This window comes from Aeromonas sp. 600479 (genome assembly GCF_049175515.1).
Lineage (GTDB): Bacteria > Pseudomonadota > Gammaproteobacteria > Enterobacterales > Aeromonadaceae > Aeromonas > Aeromonas veronii_A.
In genome coordinates, this window is record NZ_JAAKVF010000002.1 from 135467 (window position 1) to 150613 (window position 15147).

Genomic DNA, 15147 nt, shown 5'->3' on the forward strand with positions numbered 1-15147 from the left:
AGAGGGGCAAAAAATGGCTTGAGAGCCATCCCTAGTGGGGCTAGGAAATTTTCCTAGTTTTTGCGCTTTCGCGGACAAAGCGTGAGAAACATCACACCGCTGACGCCAGATTGCTGCCATTTCAGCCAGTTTGGCGCTCTGTGTGAGGTCTGGGCTGGTGGGATGGATAGGCCAGAAGGGAGCCAGGGAAAGGAAAGGGGATAGACGAGGAAGAGTACTTATCGACCACCATTTCGTGAGTGTCGATATTGGGGAATACAGCCCGCCTGCCATCCCAAAAACAAGAGGCCACCCCGTGGGGTGGCCTCTTGTCATGTTTTACGAGCCGCGATGGCGAGGGGGCACTCAGGCCGCCTTGGCCAGGGTCACCTCGTCACTCTTCTTGACCCGCAGCTTTTTCAGGGCAACAGCGACCACGCCGGTGACGATGGCGCCGCAGATCATGCAGAGCAGGGCCAGCAGCGGCTTGTTGACGGCACCCAGCAGAGCCACGATAGGGCCACCGTGGGCAACGCTGTTGGTGATGCCGAACAGGAAGGCCATCACAGCGGCGGTCATGCTGCCCAGCACGTTGGCCGGAATGACGGCCAGCGGGTCACGGGCGGCGAACGGAATCGCACCTTCGGAGATACCCACCAGACCCATGGCACCGGCAGCTTTACCCGCTTCGATCTCGGACTCGTCGAAGATGCCGAGCTTGCGACCAAGTACGGTAGCCAGCGACATGCCAAGGGGCGCAGCCGGGATGGCGCAGGCCATGGCACCCATAAACTGGGTCTGACCGGAGGCGATCATGCCGACGGAGAAGAGGAAGGCCACCTTGTTGACCGGGCCACCCATATCAAAGCCGGCCATACCACCCAGCACGATACCCAGCAGCACCAGACTGCCACCGCTCATGGAGAGCAGCATGGCGTTGAGGCCGGTCATCATGTCGGCAATGGGAGCGCCGATGATGAAGATGAATACCGCAGCGATAAACAGGGAGCCGACGATGGGGGCGATCAGGATCGGCACCAGCGGTTGCACCATCTTGTGGTACTGACGGGTGGCAATCCAGCGCACCAGATAGCCGACCAACAGGCCTGCAATGATGGCACCGATAAAGCCGGTACCGGCGTCAGCGCCGTAGAAGCTGCCGTTGTTGGCGATCCAGCCGCCGATAAAGCCCGGTGCCAGTGCCGGACGGTCACCGATTGCGTAGGCGATATAGCCCGCCAGAATGGGGATCATCAGGGTGAAGGCGGCCACGCCCACGTTGAGGATCTGGTTCCACATGCTCCCTTCCGGGATCTGCATGCCGCTCGGGGTCGGGTTGCCGCCGATGGCCAGTGACAGGGCGATCAGCAGACCACCGGTCACCACGAACGGGATCATGTGCGATACGCCGTTCATCAGGTAGCGGTAGAGATCCGAGCTGCCGCCGCTGGCGCGCTTCTCGTCACCCTGCTTCTCATCCTTGTCTGCCACATAGGCGGGGGCTTTCAGGGCCTGCTCAATCAGACCCTTGCCATCCTTGATGGGGGCTTTTACGCCGGTCTTGATGAGGGGCTTGCCAGCGAAGCGGGCCATGTCCACCTGCTTGTCGCAGGCAACCACGATGGCGGTGGCGCGGGCGATCTCGTCTGCGGTCGGGCTGTTCTTGACGCCGATGGAGCCGTTGGTCTCCACCTTCACCTCATAACCCAGCTCCTTGGCGGCGCGCTCCAGCGACTCGGCCGCCAGATAGGTGTGGGCGATACCGGCCGGGCAGCCGGTGACACCGATGATCAGCCCCTTGTTGGCCGCAGGTACGGCAGCCGCTTCCTCTTTCTTGGCCAGCAGCAGCGCCAGCGCATCGGCCGGGGTGTTGGCCGCCAGCAGTTTGGCGATAAAGCCCTCTTCGATCAGCTTGCCGGAGAGCTCGGCCAGCACCTCGATATGGTGGTTGGCGCCGCCATCGGGAGAGGCGATCATAAAGAAAATATGGGACGGCTTGCCATCTTCGGCGCCGTACTCGATGCCGTTGCGGCTGATGCCGATGGCGACCGCCGGGTTGCATACCGCTGCACTCTTGGCGTGGGGCAGGGCCACGCCCTCTTCAAAGCCGGTGTTGCCCAGCTCTTCGCGGGCCCACAGATCCTTGATAAAGGCCTGCTCGTTGCTGACCTTGCCTTGCGACGCCAGCAGGCGGGCCATCTCGGTGAAGACCTCTTCCTTACGCGTCGCTTTCAAATCGAGGTTGATCAGATGTTCATTGATCAAGGTGGTGATCATGGCGCTCTCCCCGCTTCCGGTGACGGAAGCTATGCGTGAGTACGTATCGACGTACTGGATAAAAATGACCTGATCATTATCGCGGCTCGCCCGCCCCCTCCCTATCGGACAAATGTGTTAATCACTGGATTTTTGTGCGCAGCAAAACGCGATGTGATGAAGATCCCGTTTCAGGCGGGACTCGCCATTCTCAGCCGATCGTCCATTTTTTCTTTAAAAACAGATAAATGTATTGATGTCAGGCTCGCCGTCAGGTTTGTGATGCGCCATATCAATAAATTAATCATCAGCGGGGTCTGGATTTATATGTGGTTAAACGGTGCCATCAGATGTGACCCTTCTCACAAAAAGTCGCCATTTCGTCGGGCGGATTAGGATTTTTATGCGCCTGATGGCGGAGGCCAATCGCATTGGCTGGGCGAGCGCAGAGGGGCGTTGTTTGGGAAGAAAGTGTGGTGGCAAGAGAGGGATGGCTGAAAAGAGAGAGGTGATAACGCGAACGTCCGAATACGCTCCGCTATTCGAACCTACGAACTACACAATATGCGCCACCGACCCCAGCCAGTTGGGAACTTGTTGCCGATACCACTCCATATATTGCTGTACCTGCGGCTTCTCTCTTCTGGTCAGCAGATTGGTGACCTCAATAATCAGCCAGCACTTGGCCATGACGAGATGGCGGAGCAACCGGTCGCCAGAGAGCAGCGAACTGTGGCACAGATAGCGTTCAATGATGGTTTCATATTCAGCCAGCGAACCCATCAGCGGCACCAGCGGGGCCAGATCGATGGCCGGACTGCCATAACCAAATCGCTCCCAGTCAAACAACACCAGCTCACCATTGTTGCGGGTGCCCCAGTTGCCCTCATTGCTATCTCCCGAAATCAGGCATGACTCCTCGAATAGTTCGTGACCAAGTTGCTGGATATGGCGGATCTTCTCGTTTACCGCTTCCGGCAGGCAGAGTACAGAGAGCGCCTCGTTGGTGTCGGCGAGCGACCAGCCGTGAGTTTTAACCGCAAAGTCGGGCTGATAGTTGGCGCTATGCAGGCTGGCCAGCTGAGCAAAGGTCTGTTCGTTGCGGTGCAGTTGCGTGAGTGTGACCGGATGAGGGATCTGCTCAAGGAACAGGATCTCTCCTTCGGCCTTGAGCAGGGCAGGTGTGTTGAGCCCGCTCAAATGCGGGGCTGCACGTTGGTAGAAATGGCGCTCGACCGGTGATGCGCCGCTTTTTCTGATACAGGGTTTGCCATCCAGCAGCTGGATATTGACCGAAGCGCCCCCCATTTTCGCCAGCTCCTGTTGCGTCATCCTCTACCCCGTTAGCTATGAGTGGTCAGTTGAGTGAGATAGTTACTCATATACAAATCGATAAATATGCATTGATATTCTATGCTCACGGAGTAGAAGTATTTTACCCAAGCACACTCTAGACATAGGGATGATCATTTAAGGAAATTAATCTAGCAAGAAAAGAAACAAAATTATTTATTTGTCATTACTTTCAATAGCATCATTTTTGGCTTTCTTATAGACGAGGGAATTAACGGTTGTGCTATATTTATCTTTCATTTCTTTAGCTATTGATTTATGTATTTGTTCAATCTGAATATCCATTTCCACTGCTGTCTTTTCAAATGCTTTTTTCAGTTGAGCTATTCCTGGTATTAATTCCAGTGACTCCCAAAGAGAGTTTTTTATGAAGCCACCAATAAATTCCCAACTCGCCATCATAGAAAAATATGATCCTTCTTTATTTTGTTTTAAAAGAGATAGTAGCTGATTAATACTTGACATTGCTTTTACACTATCTATTTCACCACTTTCAATCATTTTCTCTAAAATATCTATGAGAGTGTTAAAAAGAGAGGGGAGTTGGCTTTCTGATTTAAACCTTTCGTAAATCTCGTCAAAATTATAATTGGTACTGACATCATTCTCACCAATGCTCCATTTATAATTTATTATCTCATTGTAATATGGATAAAGGTTTGAAAAAAGAATGTTATTACAATCATCGCGTCCTATATTTTGGGTATACCACGCACAATACTTAATAGTTTCAGTTAGCCATATAGGTCGGTCTGGTTTAGCTAATATATTAGATATCGCCTCTGCTGAGTTAAGAACTTTTTGACATGCAACTTCCTTTTCAGATTTGTTCTCATTAACTAAAACATTAAATAAAAAACCAGTATTCTCTTTTAGTTCATTATGTTTTTCTTTTATAAGTCTCATAAAAAACAAAAAACTTTGATTTTTATCCATAAAACACCCGTCATATTGTGGTTGAAGATCTGTTAAAGCGGTGGCCAAAAACGTTTTAAAAGAAAGTGATTTTTTAAATTTTGCCATGTATTCGATTGACGAAATGTAATCGGTTGTTCTTAGGCATATCACCAAAATGGAAAATGATTTATCTCCTATCATATGTTGGTTAGAAAGGGTAGGAGAGACATTGGGTTGTCTTTGGACTTCACTCACCAACGTCTCTAGCTGTGCTATGCAGAAAAAATAGACGTAATTCCACGCTACCGCCCATGGATTACAGCCTCCAGCCTGCTGCGGTTATCCGGCGATGTGGTGGATGGCAAAACGGCTGCACAGATGTGTCTCTGCAAGAATGGTTGCCAAGTGGGAATCTTAACCAAGGTGATTGGAGGGTAAAACAGGCAGCTGAACAAAATCAGCCTCAGATCAACAAATTACCTAATAAGGAAGGAGGTTGATTGTCTGCCACCCACAGGTAGCAACGGGTTACTGGCCGCTATGGAGTGGGTTATTGGGTTCCAGCATCAGCGAGAGTCGCAGCATGTCCTTGTGCTGGATACCGTGCTCTATCAAGGGGTCTGGGTAGTGGATAAGGAAGTGATCCTTGATGACGCCATCCACGCGAAAGCCGTGGCGTTGGTAGTAGGTGAGCTGGTGGCCGAAGCTGCCGGTACCGAGCTCGACGCGGAATACCCCTTTCTCGGCCAGGCTGGTCAGTACGAAGCGCAGCAGGCCGGAGCCGATGCCTTGCTGCTGGCGGTTAGGGGCAACGGCGATGTTGAAGATCTCGGCCGTTTTTTCCCCCACCAGACCCGCCACGCAGGCCCCCACTACCTCGTTGCCCGCAAGGGCGGCAAAGCCCCAGGCGCCGGGTAGATAGGCGGCAATGCGCTGCTCTGCGGGGTCTGCCTCCAGCAGCAGCGCCAGCGGCAGTTGGTTGGGGTCCATCTCGACAAACTTCATCTTTATTTCTCTTTTATCTCGCTCTGACTGTCTGAGGCGCGCCGTCTTCTGGGCCTCAATACTCCAGAAACTTCTCCCCGCAGCGTTCGCAGATCAGATGTTTTACATGGGTGGCCTGATAGGCGAGGGTCTGGCCGAATACCACATTGGTCTGGCTGCTGGAGCGAAAGGCTTGCCAGAAGGCTTTGCGCGGATCCTTGGGCATGATGTCCTGGCTGTGATCGCGGGCGACCAGCACCACGAGATGGCGGGTACGCTCGCCGCATTTGTCACAGCGATGGATTTCACTCGGTGGGTTCTGGTCGTGCGGGTTGCTCATAAAGGGGCTCGTGAAGAGAAGGGGCTCCCATCATATGCCTCTCCACTTGACTCTCAATTCCCTCGCTGCAAAGAGGTGATCAGGCTCACCTTCTATCTTGGGGGGCTGGGTCTGGAGTGGGAATTTACTGTGCTTTCACCGGTACCGAAGGCCAGAACCTGTGGTAGAAATCCAGTGAACCCTCAAAATGGCCCTGCAGTATTTCCGGGTGAGGCGACTGTTGAAAAATGGCGATATGGTCGGGGGTCAGCTTCTTCCAGCCATAGTTAAGGGGCATGGTGAAGCTGCCATGCATCTTGTTAAGGTCACTCAAAGGTGATTTGGTCTGGGGGGCTTCAACCTGAGAACGTTCAGTGACGAAGAAAATGAGCTGGCTACCCAGCACAGCCTGATATGCCGTGACCATCCAGGTCGCTTTGGAGCCGTGTTCACGTTCGATGACGGTAAATTTGCCAGCTCGGCAAACGGCATAATAATCAGCCTCTTTGGATGACAGACGCATTTCATAGTCACAACCCAGACTATTTAGCAGTATCAGCGAGACCAGCAGCATCCCCAGCGAACTCGACACATAGAGCAGCCGAGTCAATAAACTACGTTTCATCGCTGTTTCTCCTGAAATTTTGCCTGCTCGTCACCCACCATCAACCAGATCTCCCCCTGTTTTGGGGTCGGCAGTTGGCTGGCTGGCTTCTGGGTATGGCAAAGGATCCCTTCTCCGGCCGGTTCGCATTTGACGGTGACCCAGGTAGTACTCAAGTAAATGCCTGTCAGCAGTAGCAGGAGCACAAATCCCCCCATCATGATCAGCATCAGATTTTGCTGCCAGCTGGACAGCGGGAGCGGCTTTGGCTCTTTGCTTGTCGTTGCAGATACCGGATGGGTTGGGTCATCCGCGGTTGACATGACAGGCGTGGCAGCAGCCTCTTCTTCACGGGCTGCTTGCGGTTGGGCCAGCTCGGCCTCTTGCATAGCGACAGCGCCGGGGGCAAGCATGAACAGATAGCCTTGCCGCGGCAAGGTTCTGATCACCGCCTCTTGTTCCGGGGTATCGAGATAGCGGCGCAGGTTGGCGATGGCGACTGGCAGTGAACTGGCGCTGACCGGTCGACCCAGCCAGCCGGTTTGCAGCAGCGTTTCTTTGCTGAGCAAGGTGCCAGCATGCGTGAGAAAATAATGCAGGAGACGCGCTTCAGCGGCAGAGACACGCATGACCGATGGCTCGCCATCCTGGCGTCGGGTCAACGTAAGTTGTTTGGTGTCCAGCACGAATCGGCCGAAAGAGTGCAAATGGGAATCCTGATCCGGAAGCATGGCGTGGTGAGCGTCTCGAGAGTCATGATGCTGAAGGTCAACTTGATAGTGAACTCTGACGGGGGAGGCTCTTTTTTGTCAAGGGACATATGTGCCTGACAGGCTTCTGTTGTTGCTGATCGTGTCGTTGCTGCTCAAATCGATGCAGCTTGAATGGGAATAACGTAGGGCGCAGCGGGCTGATCACCACCATTCTCCTTCAAGTCTGCATCATGTGCACGCTGCTCCACCCCATCACCAACTGGCCTAAATACAACAACTCCTTGATTATCAAAGTCTCACTCACCTTCTTGATGTTCAAGGTGATGTTTAGCCTCACTTTATATAGCAATTCGGGGGCTTATCGGGGGCTTATCGGGGGCTTAATAGGTGGTGCAGTTCATGGTGTTATTGAATGGGCCTTGGCGGCAGATGGTTTGTCTTGGTCTGGTGTTCTGCAATACCTGTTGTTGCTGGCGCCCCATCTCGGCGCCTGTAGCCGACAACTGATTGCCGCTGTCGATAAGTGCTTGCCAGCGTGCTTGGTTTGCCTGCTCAAGTGATATGCAGGCGTTGCTGTCGTGGTAGGTTGACATGCACTCAGCGAAACGTGAGGAGGGGGTGCTGCACCCAGTCAAGGTAAGCGCAATCAAGGAACAACAGATTACTGCTTTACGAGTGTTTTTCACGGTGTTGTCTCTCACTTAATGGATAGAAATGTGAACAAGTTCTTTTTCGCACGCAGCTAGGCGTTCACGGGCATCCGTCAAGCAAGCCCTTTAGTGTCTAGCCAGCCTGATAGATAGAATGACGCCACTTTTTCGTTGTCGAAAATCCAGAAACTAAACTGCTAGACGTCAGTGCGCTGTACTTGCATTGTTGGCTCCTGATTAATGTAAAGGCAGGAGCCGTCACAACAGACTCCCGCCCTGAGCAGAGGAAGAGGGTGGTTAGCGTTTGAGGTTCATGCCGAGGAATGAGCCATCTTTGCTAAAGGTACACTCGAAGAAAATCTCGTCACTCTGCCCCGGCACCACGTATTTGCCATGGCTTTTTTCGGCGGGCAGGGTGCTGACATCATCCTTGTATCTTCCCAGATCTTCGGCAGCAAAATTCAGGCAGTAGTTGGGCATCTGGTTGACGGCAAGTCGCTGTTTGTGGTCATGACTCGGGGTTGAAGAGTGAGAGCGTTGTACGACAGCGCCACACTCATCACGTTGCTCGTCACTGATGTCATTGACCTTGCCATGTTTGACGGCCAGGCGGATGCACTGCTGATCTTGTTGGTTCCACCAATATTCGACGGTACTGCTGGGGGCAGAACCTTTTACAAAACCGCGGTCACTCAGTTCCTGTTTGACCCAACCAATATCCTGATAATTAAGATCGGCCGTGTCGGCCGCCATTATCGGCAATGCACAACCAGAGGTGCTCAGCAAAACAGCGATAGCAATATATTTAGAAGATTTCATTTTCATGGGGATGTTCCTGTTAATCATGATAATTAAATTAGGCGTGGCAATTTTCATTGCGTGTGTCAGAGGCATTTTTTACGTCACCATGAACACTTTTCAACTGCAAACATTGATGAGAGTTGTCGTTATACCAGATGGCAAAGGAGGCATGGTTACCGTGATCATTTTGCCAGCCATCGACCATATGAAATCCATGTTGCTGCAATTGATCACTGGCCTGGCTTTCACGCATGCCGGTCAAATCTTGCTGCTCGAATTGTGCTGAGCCGCTCTCTTTTCCTGACTTTTTATGATGCCCGGCATAATAGCCAATCGCACCGGCTGCACCCAATGCTGTTGCACCAATCAAGGCATCACGGGTACTGATATTCGAGCAGCCTGTGGTCAGCAAGGTCATGGTAACAAGGATGGCTAAACTTTTTTTCATATCTCACCTGTTTGGCATTTGTGATGTGGAACGTTGCTTTCTGACCTGAAGCCTAACTGGCCAGTCCAGTGAGATGCCAACCAAAAATAATTATTAAAAACTATTAAAATAAATTAAATCATGAGGTTAGTGAGTGATGTGGGCGGCCAAACGCCCATTTTCAAGCACGTTCGCTGATGCGGTGAGCAAGCCACCTCTCTCAAACTGCGAGGCTCCCATCCAGTACGAAAGGGGAGGCAGGCAGCAAGTGAGCCATCTGCCAAGACAAGCTCCGCCATCCTCGTTTTTTATATTTTCGCGTTAATATCTTTTAATAATGTTTATTGTGTTGGTACGGCTAACGCTATTGGTTATTGTTGAACTGCTCCGGCCAATTGCGACATAACGCATTAAAATTGGTACAACAACATTTTTGTTCAGGGACTTATATCGAGGTGTGTGATGAACTTTTATTTTAAAGCATTCAAAAACTACTTTAATTTCCACGGGCGTGCATCACGTCAGGAATACTTTATGTTCTTGCTGTTCCATACCGTGATTGCTGTGATTTTAACGCAGTTATTCAACTCCCCGGATCATATAAATTATGAGCTTGGCGTGTATGGCTTGCTGACCATTATTCCTTGTGCAGCGCTGGCGGTGCGTCGGATACATGATACCAATCGCACTGGTTGGTATTTGCTGCTCGGTGCTGTCCCCATTATCGGATTTGTGCTATTGCTGCTGATTAAATTGCAAAAAGGTTCTGATGAAGCCAACCGCTATGGTGAGGCGTTGCTGTAAATAGATGGCACGGCTTCTTATAGCAATGACAAAACACCGCCAATTGGCGGTGTTTTGTCATATATGGGGATGCCATGAGTGATGGGGTGGGCATCGGCAGATAAGGCCGCTTTACTCATCCAGCTTGTGGTTCAGGCCCCCTTTACTACTCTGCAAGCCTCCTCGCTCAGGCTGACTCACGCTTCTGCAAGTTGGGGGTGATGATATGGCGGTTGGGGGCGAGCTCGGGTTGCTGCATCCGGGTCAGCAGTCGTCTCGCCGCCTGTCGGCCGATTTCGCGGGCCGGTGAGCTGACAAAGGTGAGGGCGGGGGAGGTGAGTTCGGCCTCTGCCACATCGTCAAAGCCGAGCAGGGCCACCTGCTGGCCGATGTAGTTGTCCTTGCCCACGGTGCGGCCGCTCGCCTCGACGCCATAGATGGCGCCGAGCGCCACCTCGGGGTAGTGGCAGAGCACGGCGGTCACCTTGGGGTGCTGGTGCAGCAGCTGGGCGATGGTGTCGGCGGCGCTGCGCTGGGTGCGCTCGCACTCCAGTACCCACTCCGGTTTGAAGGGCAGGCCATATTGCAACAGGCTGGCGCAGTAGCCGCCGATCCGCTCGGCGCGGGTGAGGGAGTCGGCCCGCCCGCCGACGTAGGCGATATGGCGGTGGCCCTGCTCGATAAGATAGGTGGTGGCCTGCTTGGCGGCGTGGGTGTTGTCGGGACCGATAAAGTCCACGTCATCCCGATAGTAGGAGCGGGCGGCGCACACCACCGGCAGCTCGGAATCGAGCAGGGTCTCCAGGGTTTTGGCCGCCGCGCCGCGCACCGGATTGAAGATGATGCCCGCCACCCCTTGCCGCGACAGGGAGTGGATGCTCTGCTGCAGCCGCTCCGGGCTGTGGCCGCACTGGGTCAAAAACAGCAGGTAGCCCTGCTGCTCAAGCACCTCGCTCACCCCGGCGGTCACTTCGGTATAGAAGGGGTCGGTGATGTCGCGCAGGATCAGCCCCACCAGATTGGATTGCTGGCTGCGCAGGTTAGCGGCGGCGCTGTTGGGCACATAGTCGAGCTCTTTTATCGCCTGCTGCACCCGCTCGGCGGTGGCGGGGGATATGCGCCCCTTGCCGTTGAGCACCATGGAGACGGTGGTGACCGACACTCCCGCCCGCTGGGCGACATCGGTGATCTTGGTGGCTTTGGCAGAGAGGGATTTGGGCGACATAGGGCGAATGGACGACGGACAGTTGAAAGCGAGGCCCCAGCATACCTGCTTGGGTTGCCAAGTGAAACGTTACATCACCATCTGGCCGATCCGGCTCACAAATTTGGATCCTGCTGCCAGCCAGCCCCCTTATTCTGTGATCCTGTCGGCACTTGCAAGCTGATAAAACGTTTTATCATCCAGCAAAACCTGATGCTGACCCGCGCCTTTTGCTTCGAGATTGCCTCGAGCGGGGGAGGGCCGCCGCAGATATTGCTGTCTATTCACAAGGAGCCGTTTCATGGCCAAGCCTCAAGCCAAATCCACCATCTGGGAGTTCCTGCAGAGCCTCGGCAAGACCTTTATGTTGCCGGTCGCCCTGCTGGCCTTCTCGGGCATCCTGCTCGGTGTCGGCAGCTCGCTCACCAGCGACGCGGTCAAGCAGAGCATGCCCTTCCTCGACAATACCGTGCTGCAACTGCTGTTCCTCTGGATGACCAAGGTGGGGCTGGTGGCCTTTATCTACCTGCCGGTGATGTTTGCGGTGGCCATTCCGCTCGGGCTGGCGCGGGAAGAGAAGGGGGTCGCAGCCTTTGCCGGTTTCGTCGGCTATGCGGCGCTCAACCTCTCCATCAACTTCTACCTGACCGTGGCCAACGTCATCGGTGACGCGGCGGCGGAGAAGGCCTACGGGGTGAAATCGATCCTCGGCATCAGCTCCATCGACACCGGTATTCTGGGGGCCATCATCGTCGGGGTGATCGTCGCCAAGTTGCACGCCCGTTTCTACACCTACAAGATGCCCGATGCGCTCGCCTTCTTCGGCGGTGCCCGCTTCGTGCCCATCATCACCGCGCTGGTGCTGGGTGTGGTCGGTCTGGTCGTGCCGTTCGTCTGGCCCTGGTTTGCTGCCGGTATCAACGGCATCGGGGCGCTCATCTCCCACGCCGGTCCCTTCGGCCCCTTCCTGTTCGGTACCGGTGAGCGTCTGCTGCTGCCGCTCGGTCTGCACCACATTCTGGTGGCGCTTATCCGCTTTACCGAGGCGGGCGGCACCCAGCTGGTATGCGGTCACGAGGTGAGCGGCGCCCTCAATATCTTCTACGCCGAGCTCTCCTGCGCTGACACTTCCGGCTTCTCGGTCTCTGCCACCTCCTTCCTCTCTCAGGGCAAGATGCCTGCCTTCCTCGGCGGCCTGCCGGGTGCGGCGCTCGCCATGTATCACTGCGCGCGCCCGGAAAATCGCGGCAAGATCAAGGCGCTGCTGGTTTCCGGCGTGGTGGCCTGCGTCATCGGTGGCATCACAGAGCCGCTGGAGTTCCTGTTCCTGTTCGTGGCGCCGGTGCTCTACGTCATTCACGCCATCCTGACGGGTCTGGGCTTTATGACCATGGGGCTGCTCGGCGTCACCATCGGCAACACCGACGGCAACCTGATCGATTTTCTGGTGTTCGGCGTGCTGCAAGGCGCCGCCACCAAGTGGTATCTGGTGCCGGTCGCGGCTGCGATCTGGTTTGCCATCTACTACAGCGTGTTCCGCTTCGCCATCGTGCGCTTTAACCTGAAAACCCCCGGCCGCGAAATCGAAACCAGCGAGGCTGCCCAGCCCGCGGGCAAGAAGGCTGGCAACAGCGGTTACAACGGTGAAATCATCCTTAACGCCCTGGGCGGCGCCGATAACATCTTGGCGCTCGATAACTGCATCACCCGCCTGCGGATGTCGGTGCAGGACATGAGCCGGGTCGATGACAAGGTATTGAAAGCAAACGGCGCCATCGGGGTGATCAAGCTCGACGAGCACAACCTGCAGGTGGTGATCGGCCCGCAGGTGCATCTGGTGAAAAACCAGCTGCAGAGCCTGATGGGGGCCTGAACCGGCCAATAAGAACCGAACGGGGGGCGCAAGCCCCCCTTGTTTGCCTCTCCCAATATGTCTCCTGTTTATGGAGGGAGAAACTTCATGCACGATATTTATGACTTCGACCATGTGGTCGACCGCCACGGCACCTACTGCACTCAGTGGGACTATGTAGCCGACCGTTTTGGCCATGCCGACCTGCTCCCCTTTACCATCTCCGACATGGATTTCGAGACCGCCCCCTGCATTCGCCAGACGTTGGCAACCCGACTTGAGCACGGGGTATTTGGCTACAGCCGCTGGAATCACGACGACTTCAAGGGGGCGGTGAGCAACTGGTTTGCCCACCGCTACGGGGCGAGCCTCGACCCCGAGACGCTGGTGTACGGCCCCTCGGTCATCTATGTGATTGCCCAGCTGGTGAGCCTCTGGTCGGCGCCGGGGGAAGGGGTGCTGGTGCATACCCCCGCCTACGACGCCTTCGGCAATATGCTGGCTGCCAACGACAGGGTGCTGCTGCCCTGTCCGCTCAAAAAAACAGAGGGGAGTTACCAGATCGACTGGCAATGTTTCGAGCAGCAAGCGGCCCGCTCCGATTGCCGGATTTTGCTGCTCTGCAGCCCCCACAACCCCACCGGCCGGGTCTGGACGCGGGATGAACTCGGCCGGATGGCCGCTATCTGCCAGCGCCATGGGGTCAAGGTCATCTCGGACGACATCCATATGGATATGAGCTTTGCTCGCTACCTGCCGTGGAGCGAGGTGGCGCCGGACGATCACTGGGCGCTGGTTAGCTCGGGCTCCAAATCCTTCAATATTCCCGCCCTTGGCGGCGCCTATGCCTTTATCGCCAACGCCGAGGCGCGCGCCGCCTATCTGCAACGGCTCAAGGCGGCCCACGGCCTCTCATCGCCGCCCATTCTCGGGGTGCTGGCCCATATCAGCGCCTATCGCGATGGCGCTGGCTGGCTCGATGCGCTCAAATCCTACCTGCACGGCAATCTCGCCCATGTGGCGGCGCGGCTCAACGCGGCTTTCCCCGCCATCGACTATCGGGTGCCCGAGGGAACCTATCTCGCCTGGATTGATCTGCGTGGCCTTGGCATCGACTCCCCCGAACGGATGGATGCGCTGCAAACTTTGCTGGTGGAGAAATACCGGGTCGCCATCATGCGCGGCGACACCTACGGCCCGGAAGGCACAGGCTATATCCGACTCAATGTCGGCTGCCCGCGTTCAAAGGTCGATCAGGGGCTCGACGCTCTGATCGGCGCGCTGGGGGAGCTGGTGTAAGGATTGGTACATCTGGCTGGATGAGCTGTTGATTCATCCAGCCCGGTTGCCGCTGGTTCAGAAGGTGGCAATTAAGGGGCTATTGCAAGCGACCTGAGCCTGAATGTCCTGACACAACATCTGAATGTGAGGATCATCAATCTTCTCGCGGGGAATATAAATTCCGATCGTCCCCTTGTTGTACTCTTCGCTCATTTGCAGCGTGCCGATGCCGAATCTGGAAAAATAACTGGCCATGCTCACCGGATATGGCATGACAGCATTGCTGCTATTGATAATATCAATGCTAGTGAGCAAGGAGTTGCTGCTATAAATGATTTTATCATTCAGTTTCATGGCGGCGCGTTCCTGTTTTTTGCGCGCCAAGTCCTCGACCAGATGAAGATATTTATCCTCATCCGGGGTCACCAGCAGGCTGGGATAATCAACCAGATCCTGCTTGCTGCATATTTTCCCTGTGAGGGGATGGCCCGCTCTGACAAATACCCCATCGTGAGAAATAAAAAGCGGAATAAATATCAGGCTGTAATTTTTGGCCAGCCCGTGAATCTCATGTCCGAGAAACAGATCGATATGATTGCCGAGCAGCAGATCGAGCAGGCGCAGATGGTTGCCGACTTCAATGTTAATGGCGCAGGATGGATTGGCTTGCTGATAACGGGCGGTGACAGGTTGCAATACCGGTTGCCACCACGCATGTCCGGTGCCCACGTTTAGTGGCCGCGCGGCTCGCTCGTGCAGGCTGGCCAGTTGCCTGAGGGTATCATCGTAGATCCGCTGCATTACGCGCGCCTGCTCCAGAAGCAGCTCTCCGGCGGCGGTGAGCGTCACGCCGCTGGCATGTCTGACCAGCAAGGTTGTGCCCAGACTCTCCTCAAGTTTTTTCATGTTGTGTGTCAGCGTCGGCTGGCTGAGTCCCATTTGCCTGGCGGCCAGACTGACATTTTTGTGGGTGGCTACTGCAATAAATTGTCTTAGATGCTTGTCCACAAATATGGCGTCCGGTCATGGGCGGGTGGTGCGCCA

Annotated in this window: 15 protein-coding genes; 4 read left to right on the top strand and 11 right to left on the bottom strand. The window is 54.9% G+C overall.

Annotation, left to right across the window (positions count from 1 at the left end):
* Nucleotides 1-345: 345 nt before the first annotated feature.
* The 7 genes from G5149_RS03310 to G5149_RS03340 all read right to left on the bottom strand — a co-directional run bounded on the left by G5149_RS03310 (nt 346) and on the right by G5149_RS03340 (nt 7123).
* Nucleotides 346-2256 (bottom strand): PTS fructose transporter subunit IIABC, encoded by a 1911-nt coding sequence (locus tag G5149_RS03310; RefSeq protein WP_421211566.1) that lies wholly within the window; start codon nt 2254-2256, stop codon nt 346-348.
* A gap of 534 nt (nt 2257-2790) precedes the next feature.
* Nucleotides 2791-3567: a phosphotransferase family protein gene (locus tag G5149_RS03315; RefSeq protein WP_421211568.1), complete on the bottom strand. Its 777-nt coding sequence runs from the start codon at nt 3565-3567 to the stop codon at nt 2791-2793.
* A gap of 177 nt (nt 3568-3744) precedes the next feature.
* Complete coding sequence (locus G5149_RS03320) at nt 3745-4740, bottom strand: hypothetical protein (RefSeq protein WP_421211570.1); 996 nt, start codon at nt 4738-4740, stop codon at nt 3745-3747.
* A gap of 273 nt (nt 4741-5013) precedes the next feature.
* On the bottom strand, nt 5014-5490 hold the full coding sequence (locus G5149_RS03325; protein WP_421211572.1) for a GNAT family N-acetyltransferase: 477 nt from the start codon (nt 5488-5490) through the stop codon (nt 5014-5016).
* A 55-nt stretch (nt 5491-5545) separates the two neighbouring features.
* Nucleotides 5546-5809: a hypothetical protein gene (locus G5149_RS03330; protein WP_421211573.1), complete on the bottom strand. Its 264-nt coding sequence runs from the start codon at nt 5807-5809 to the stop codon at nt 5546-5548.
* A 124-nt stretch (nt 5810-5933) separates the two neighbouring features.
* Nucleotides 5934-6413, bottom strand: a complete 480-nt coding sequence (locus G5149_RS03335) for a hypothetical protein (protein WP_076491456.1) — start codon at nt 6411-6413, stop codon at nt 5934-5936.
* Nucleotides 6410-7123 (bottom strand): winged helix-turn-helix domain-containing protein, encoded by a 714-nt coding sequence (locus tag G5149_RS03340; protein ID WP_337072591.1) that lies wholly within the window; start codon nt 7121-7123, stop codon nt 6410-6412. Before G5149_RS03340 ends, G5149_RS03335 begins: the two co-directional genes overlap by 4 nt.
* Nucleotides 7124-7272: 149 nt before the next feature.
* Here G5149_RS03340 and G5149_RS03345 point away from each other — a divergent pair, with 149 nt between their 5' ends.
* On the top strand, nt 7273-7665 hold the full coding sequence (locus G5149_RS03345; protein ID WP_421211576.1) for a hypothetical protein: 393 nt from the start codon (nt 7273-7275) through the stop codon (nt 7663-7665).
* Nucleotides 7666-8052: 387 nt separating this feature from the next.
* On the opposite strand, the gene G5149_RS03350 is transcribed toward G5149_RS03345, so the two are convergent.
* Both G5149_RS03350 and G5149_RS03355 read right to left on the bottom strand, forming a co-directional pair.
* Nucleotides 8053-8580, bottom strand: a complete 528-nt coding sequence (locus G5149_RS03350) for a hypothetical protein (protein WP_005344063.1) — start codon at nt 8578-8580, stop codon at nt 8053-8055.
* Between the two features lie 31 nt (nt 8581-8611).
* Nucleotides 8612-9004, bottom strand: coding sequence for a hypothetical protein (locus tag G5149_RS03355; RefSeq protein ID WP_337072593.1), 393 nt, complete (start codon nt 9002-9004; stop codon nt 8612-8614).
* Nucleotides 9005-9445: 441 nt separating this feature from the next.
* Between G5149_RS03355 and G5149_RS03360 the strand changes: the two genes are divergently transcribed.
* The gene (locus G5149_RS03360; RefSeq protein ID WP_041234118.1) at nt 9446-9787 is read left to right on the top strand and encodes a DUF805 domain-containing protein; all 342 of its coding nucleotides are present in this window, start codon (nt 9446-9448) and stop codon (nt 9785-9787) included.
* Between the two features lie 166 nt (nt 9788-9953).
* Here G5149_RS03360 and G5149_RS03365 read toward each other — a convergent pair whose 3' ends face one another.
* Complete coding sequence (locus tag G5149_RS03365; protein WP_005344074.1) at nt 9954-10991, bottom strand: Mal regulon transcriptional regulator MalI; 1038 nt, start codon at nt 10989-10991, stop codon at nt 9954-9956.
* Between the two features lie 280 nt (nt 10992-11271).
* Here G5149_RS03365 and malX point away from each other — a divergent pair, with 280 nt between their 5' ends.
* The gene (gene malX / locus G5149_RS03370; protein ID WP_323891429.1) at nt 11272-12843 is read left to right on the top strand and encodes a maltose/glucose-specific PTS transporter subunit IIBC; all 1572 of its coding nucleotides are present in this window, start codon (nt 11272-11274) and stop codon (nt 12841-12843) included.
* Between the two features lie 87 nt (nt 12844-12930).
* Entirely contained in the window at nt 12931-14121 is a 1191-nt protein-coding gene (locus G5149_RS03375) for a MalY/PatB family protein (protein WP_376891929.1), read from the top strand.
* A 57-nt stretch (nt 14122-14178) separates the two neighbouring features.
* Here G5149_RS03375 and G5149_RS03380 read toward each other — a convergent pair whose 3' ends face one another.
* Nucleotides 14179-15111 carry a LysR family transcriptional regulator gene (locus G5149_RS03380; protein ID WP_236344613.1) on the bottom strand — a complete coding sequence of 311 codons (933 nt, stop codon included), beginning with the start codon at nt 15109-15111 and terminating at the stop codon, nt 14179-14181.
* Nucleotides 15112-15147 lie beyond the last annotated feature (36 nt).

Coding starts and splice junctions, on each gene's coding strand:
- G5149_RS03310 (WP_421211566.1), bottom strand. CDS start 2,256: ATGATCACCACCTTGATCAATGAACATCTGATCAACCTCGATTTGAAA.
- G5149_RS03315 (WP_421211568.1), bottom strand. CDS start 3,567: ATGACGCAACAGGAGCTGGCGAAAATGGGGGGCGCTTCGGTCAATATC.
- G5149_RS03325 (WP_421211572.1), bottom strand. CDS start 5,490: ATGAAGTTTGTCGAGATGGACCCCAACCAACTGCCGCTGGCGCTGCTG.
- G5149_RS03330 (WP_421211573.1), bottom strand. CDS start 5,809: ATGAGCAACCCGCACGACCAGAACCCACCGAGTGAAATCCATCGCTGT.
- G5149_RS03335 (WP_076491456.1), bottom strand. CDS start 6,413: ATGAAACGTAGTTTATTGACTCGGCTGCTCTATGTGTCGAGTTCGCTG.
- G5149_RS03340 (WP_337072591.1), bottom strand. CDS start 7,123: ATGCTTCCGGATCAGGATTCCCATTTGCACTCTTTCGGCCGATTCGTG.
- G5149_RS03350 (WP_005344063.1), bottom strand. CDS start 8,580: ATGAAAATGAAATCTTCTAAATATATTGCTATCGCTGTTTTGCTGAGC.
- G5149_RS03355 (WP_337072593.1), bottom strand. CDS start 9,004: ATGAAAAAAAGTTTAGCCATCCTTGTTACCATGACCTTGCTGACCACA.
- G5149_RS03360 (WP_041234118.1), top strand. CDS start 9,446: ATGAACTTTTATTTTAAAGCATTCAAAAACTACTTTAATTTCCACGGG.
- G5149_RS03365 (WP_005344074.1), bottom strand. CDS start 10,991: ATGTCGCCCAAATCCCTCTCTGCCAAAGCCACCAAGATCACCGATGTC.
- malX (WP_323891429.1), top strand. CDS start 11,272: ATGGCCAAGCCTCAAGCCAAATCCACCATCTGGGAGTTCCTGCAGAGC.
- G5149_RS03375 (WP_376891929.1), top strand. CDS start 12,931: ATGCACGATATTTATGACTTCGACCATGTGGTCGACCGCCACGGCACC.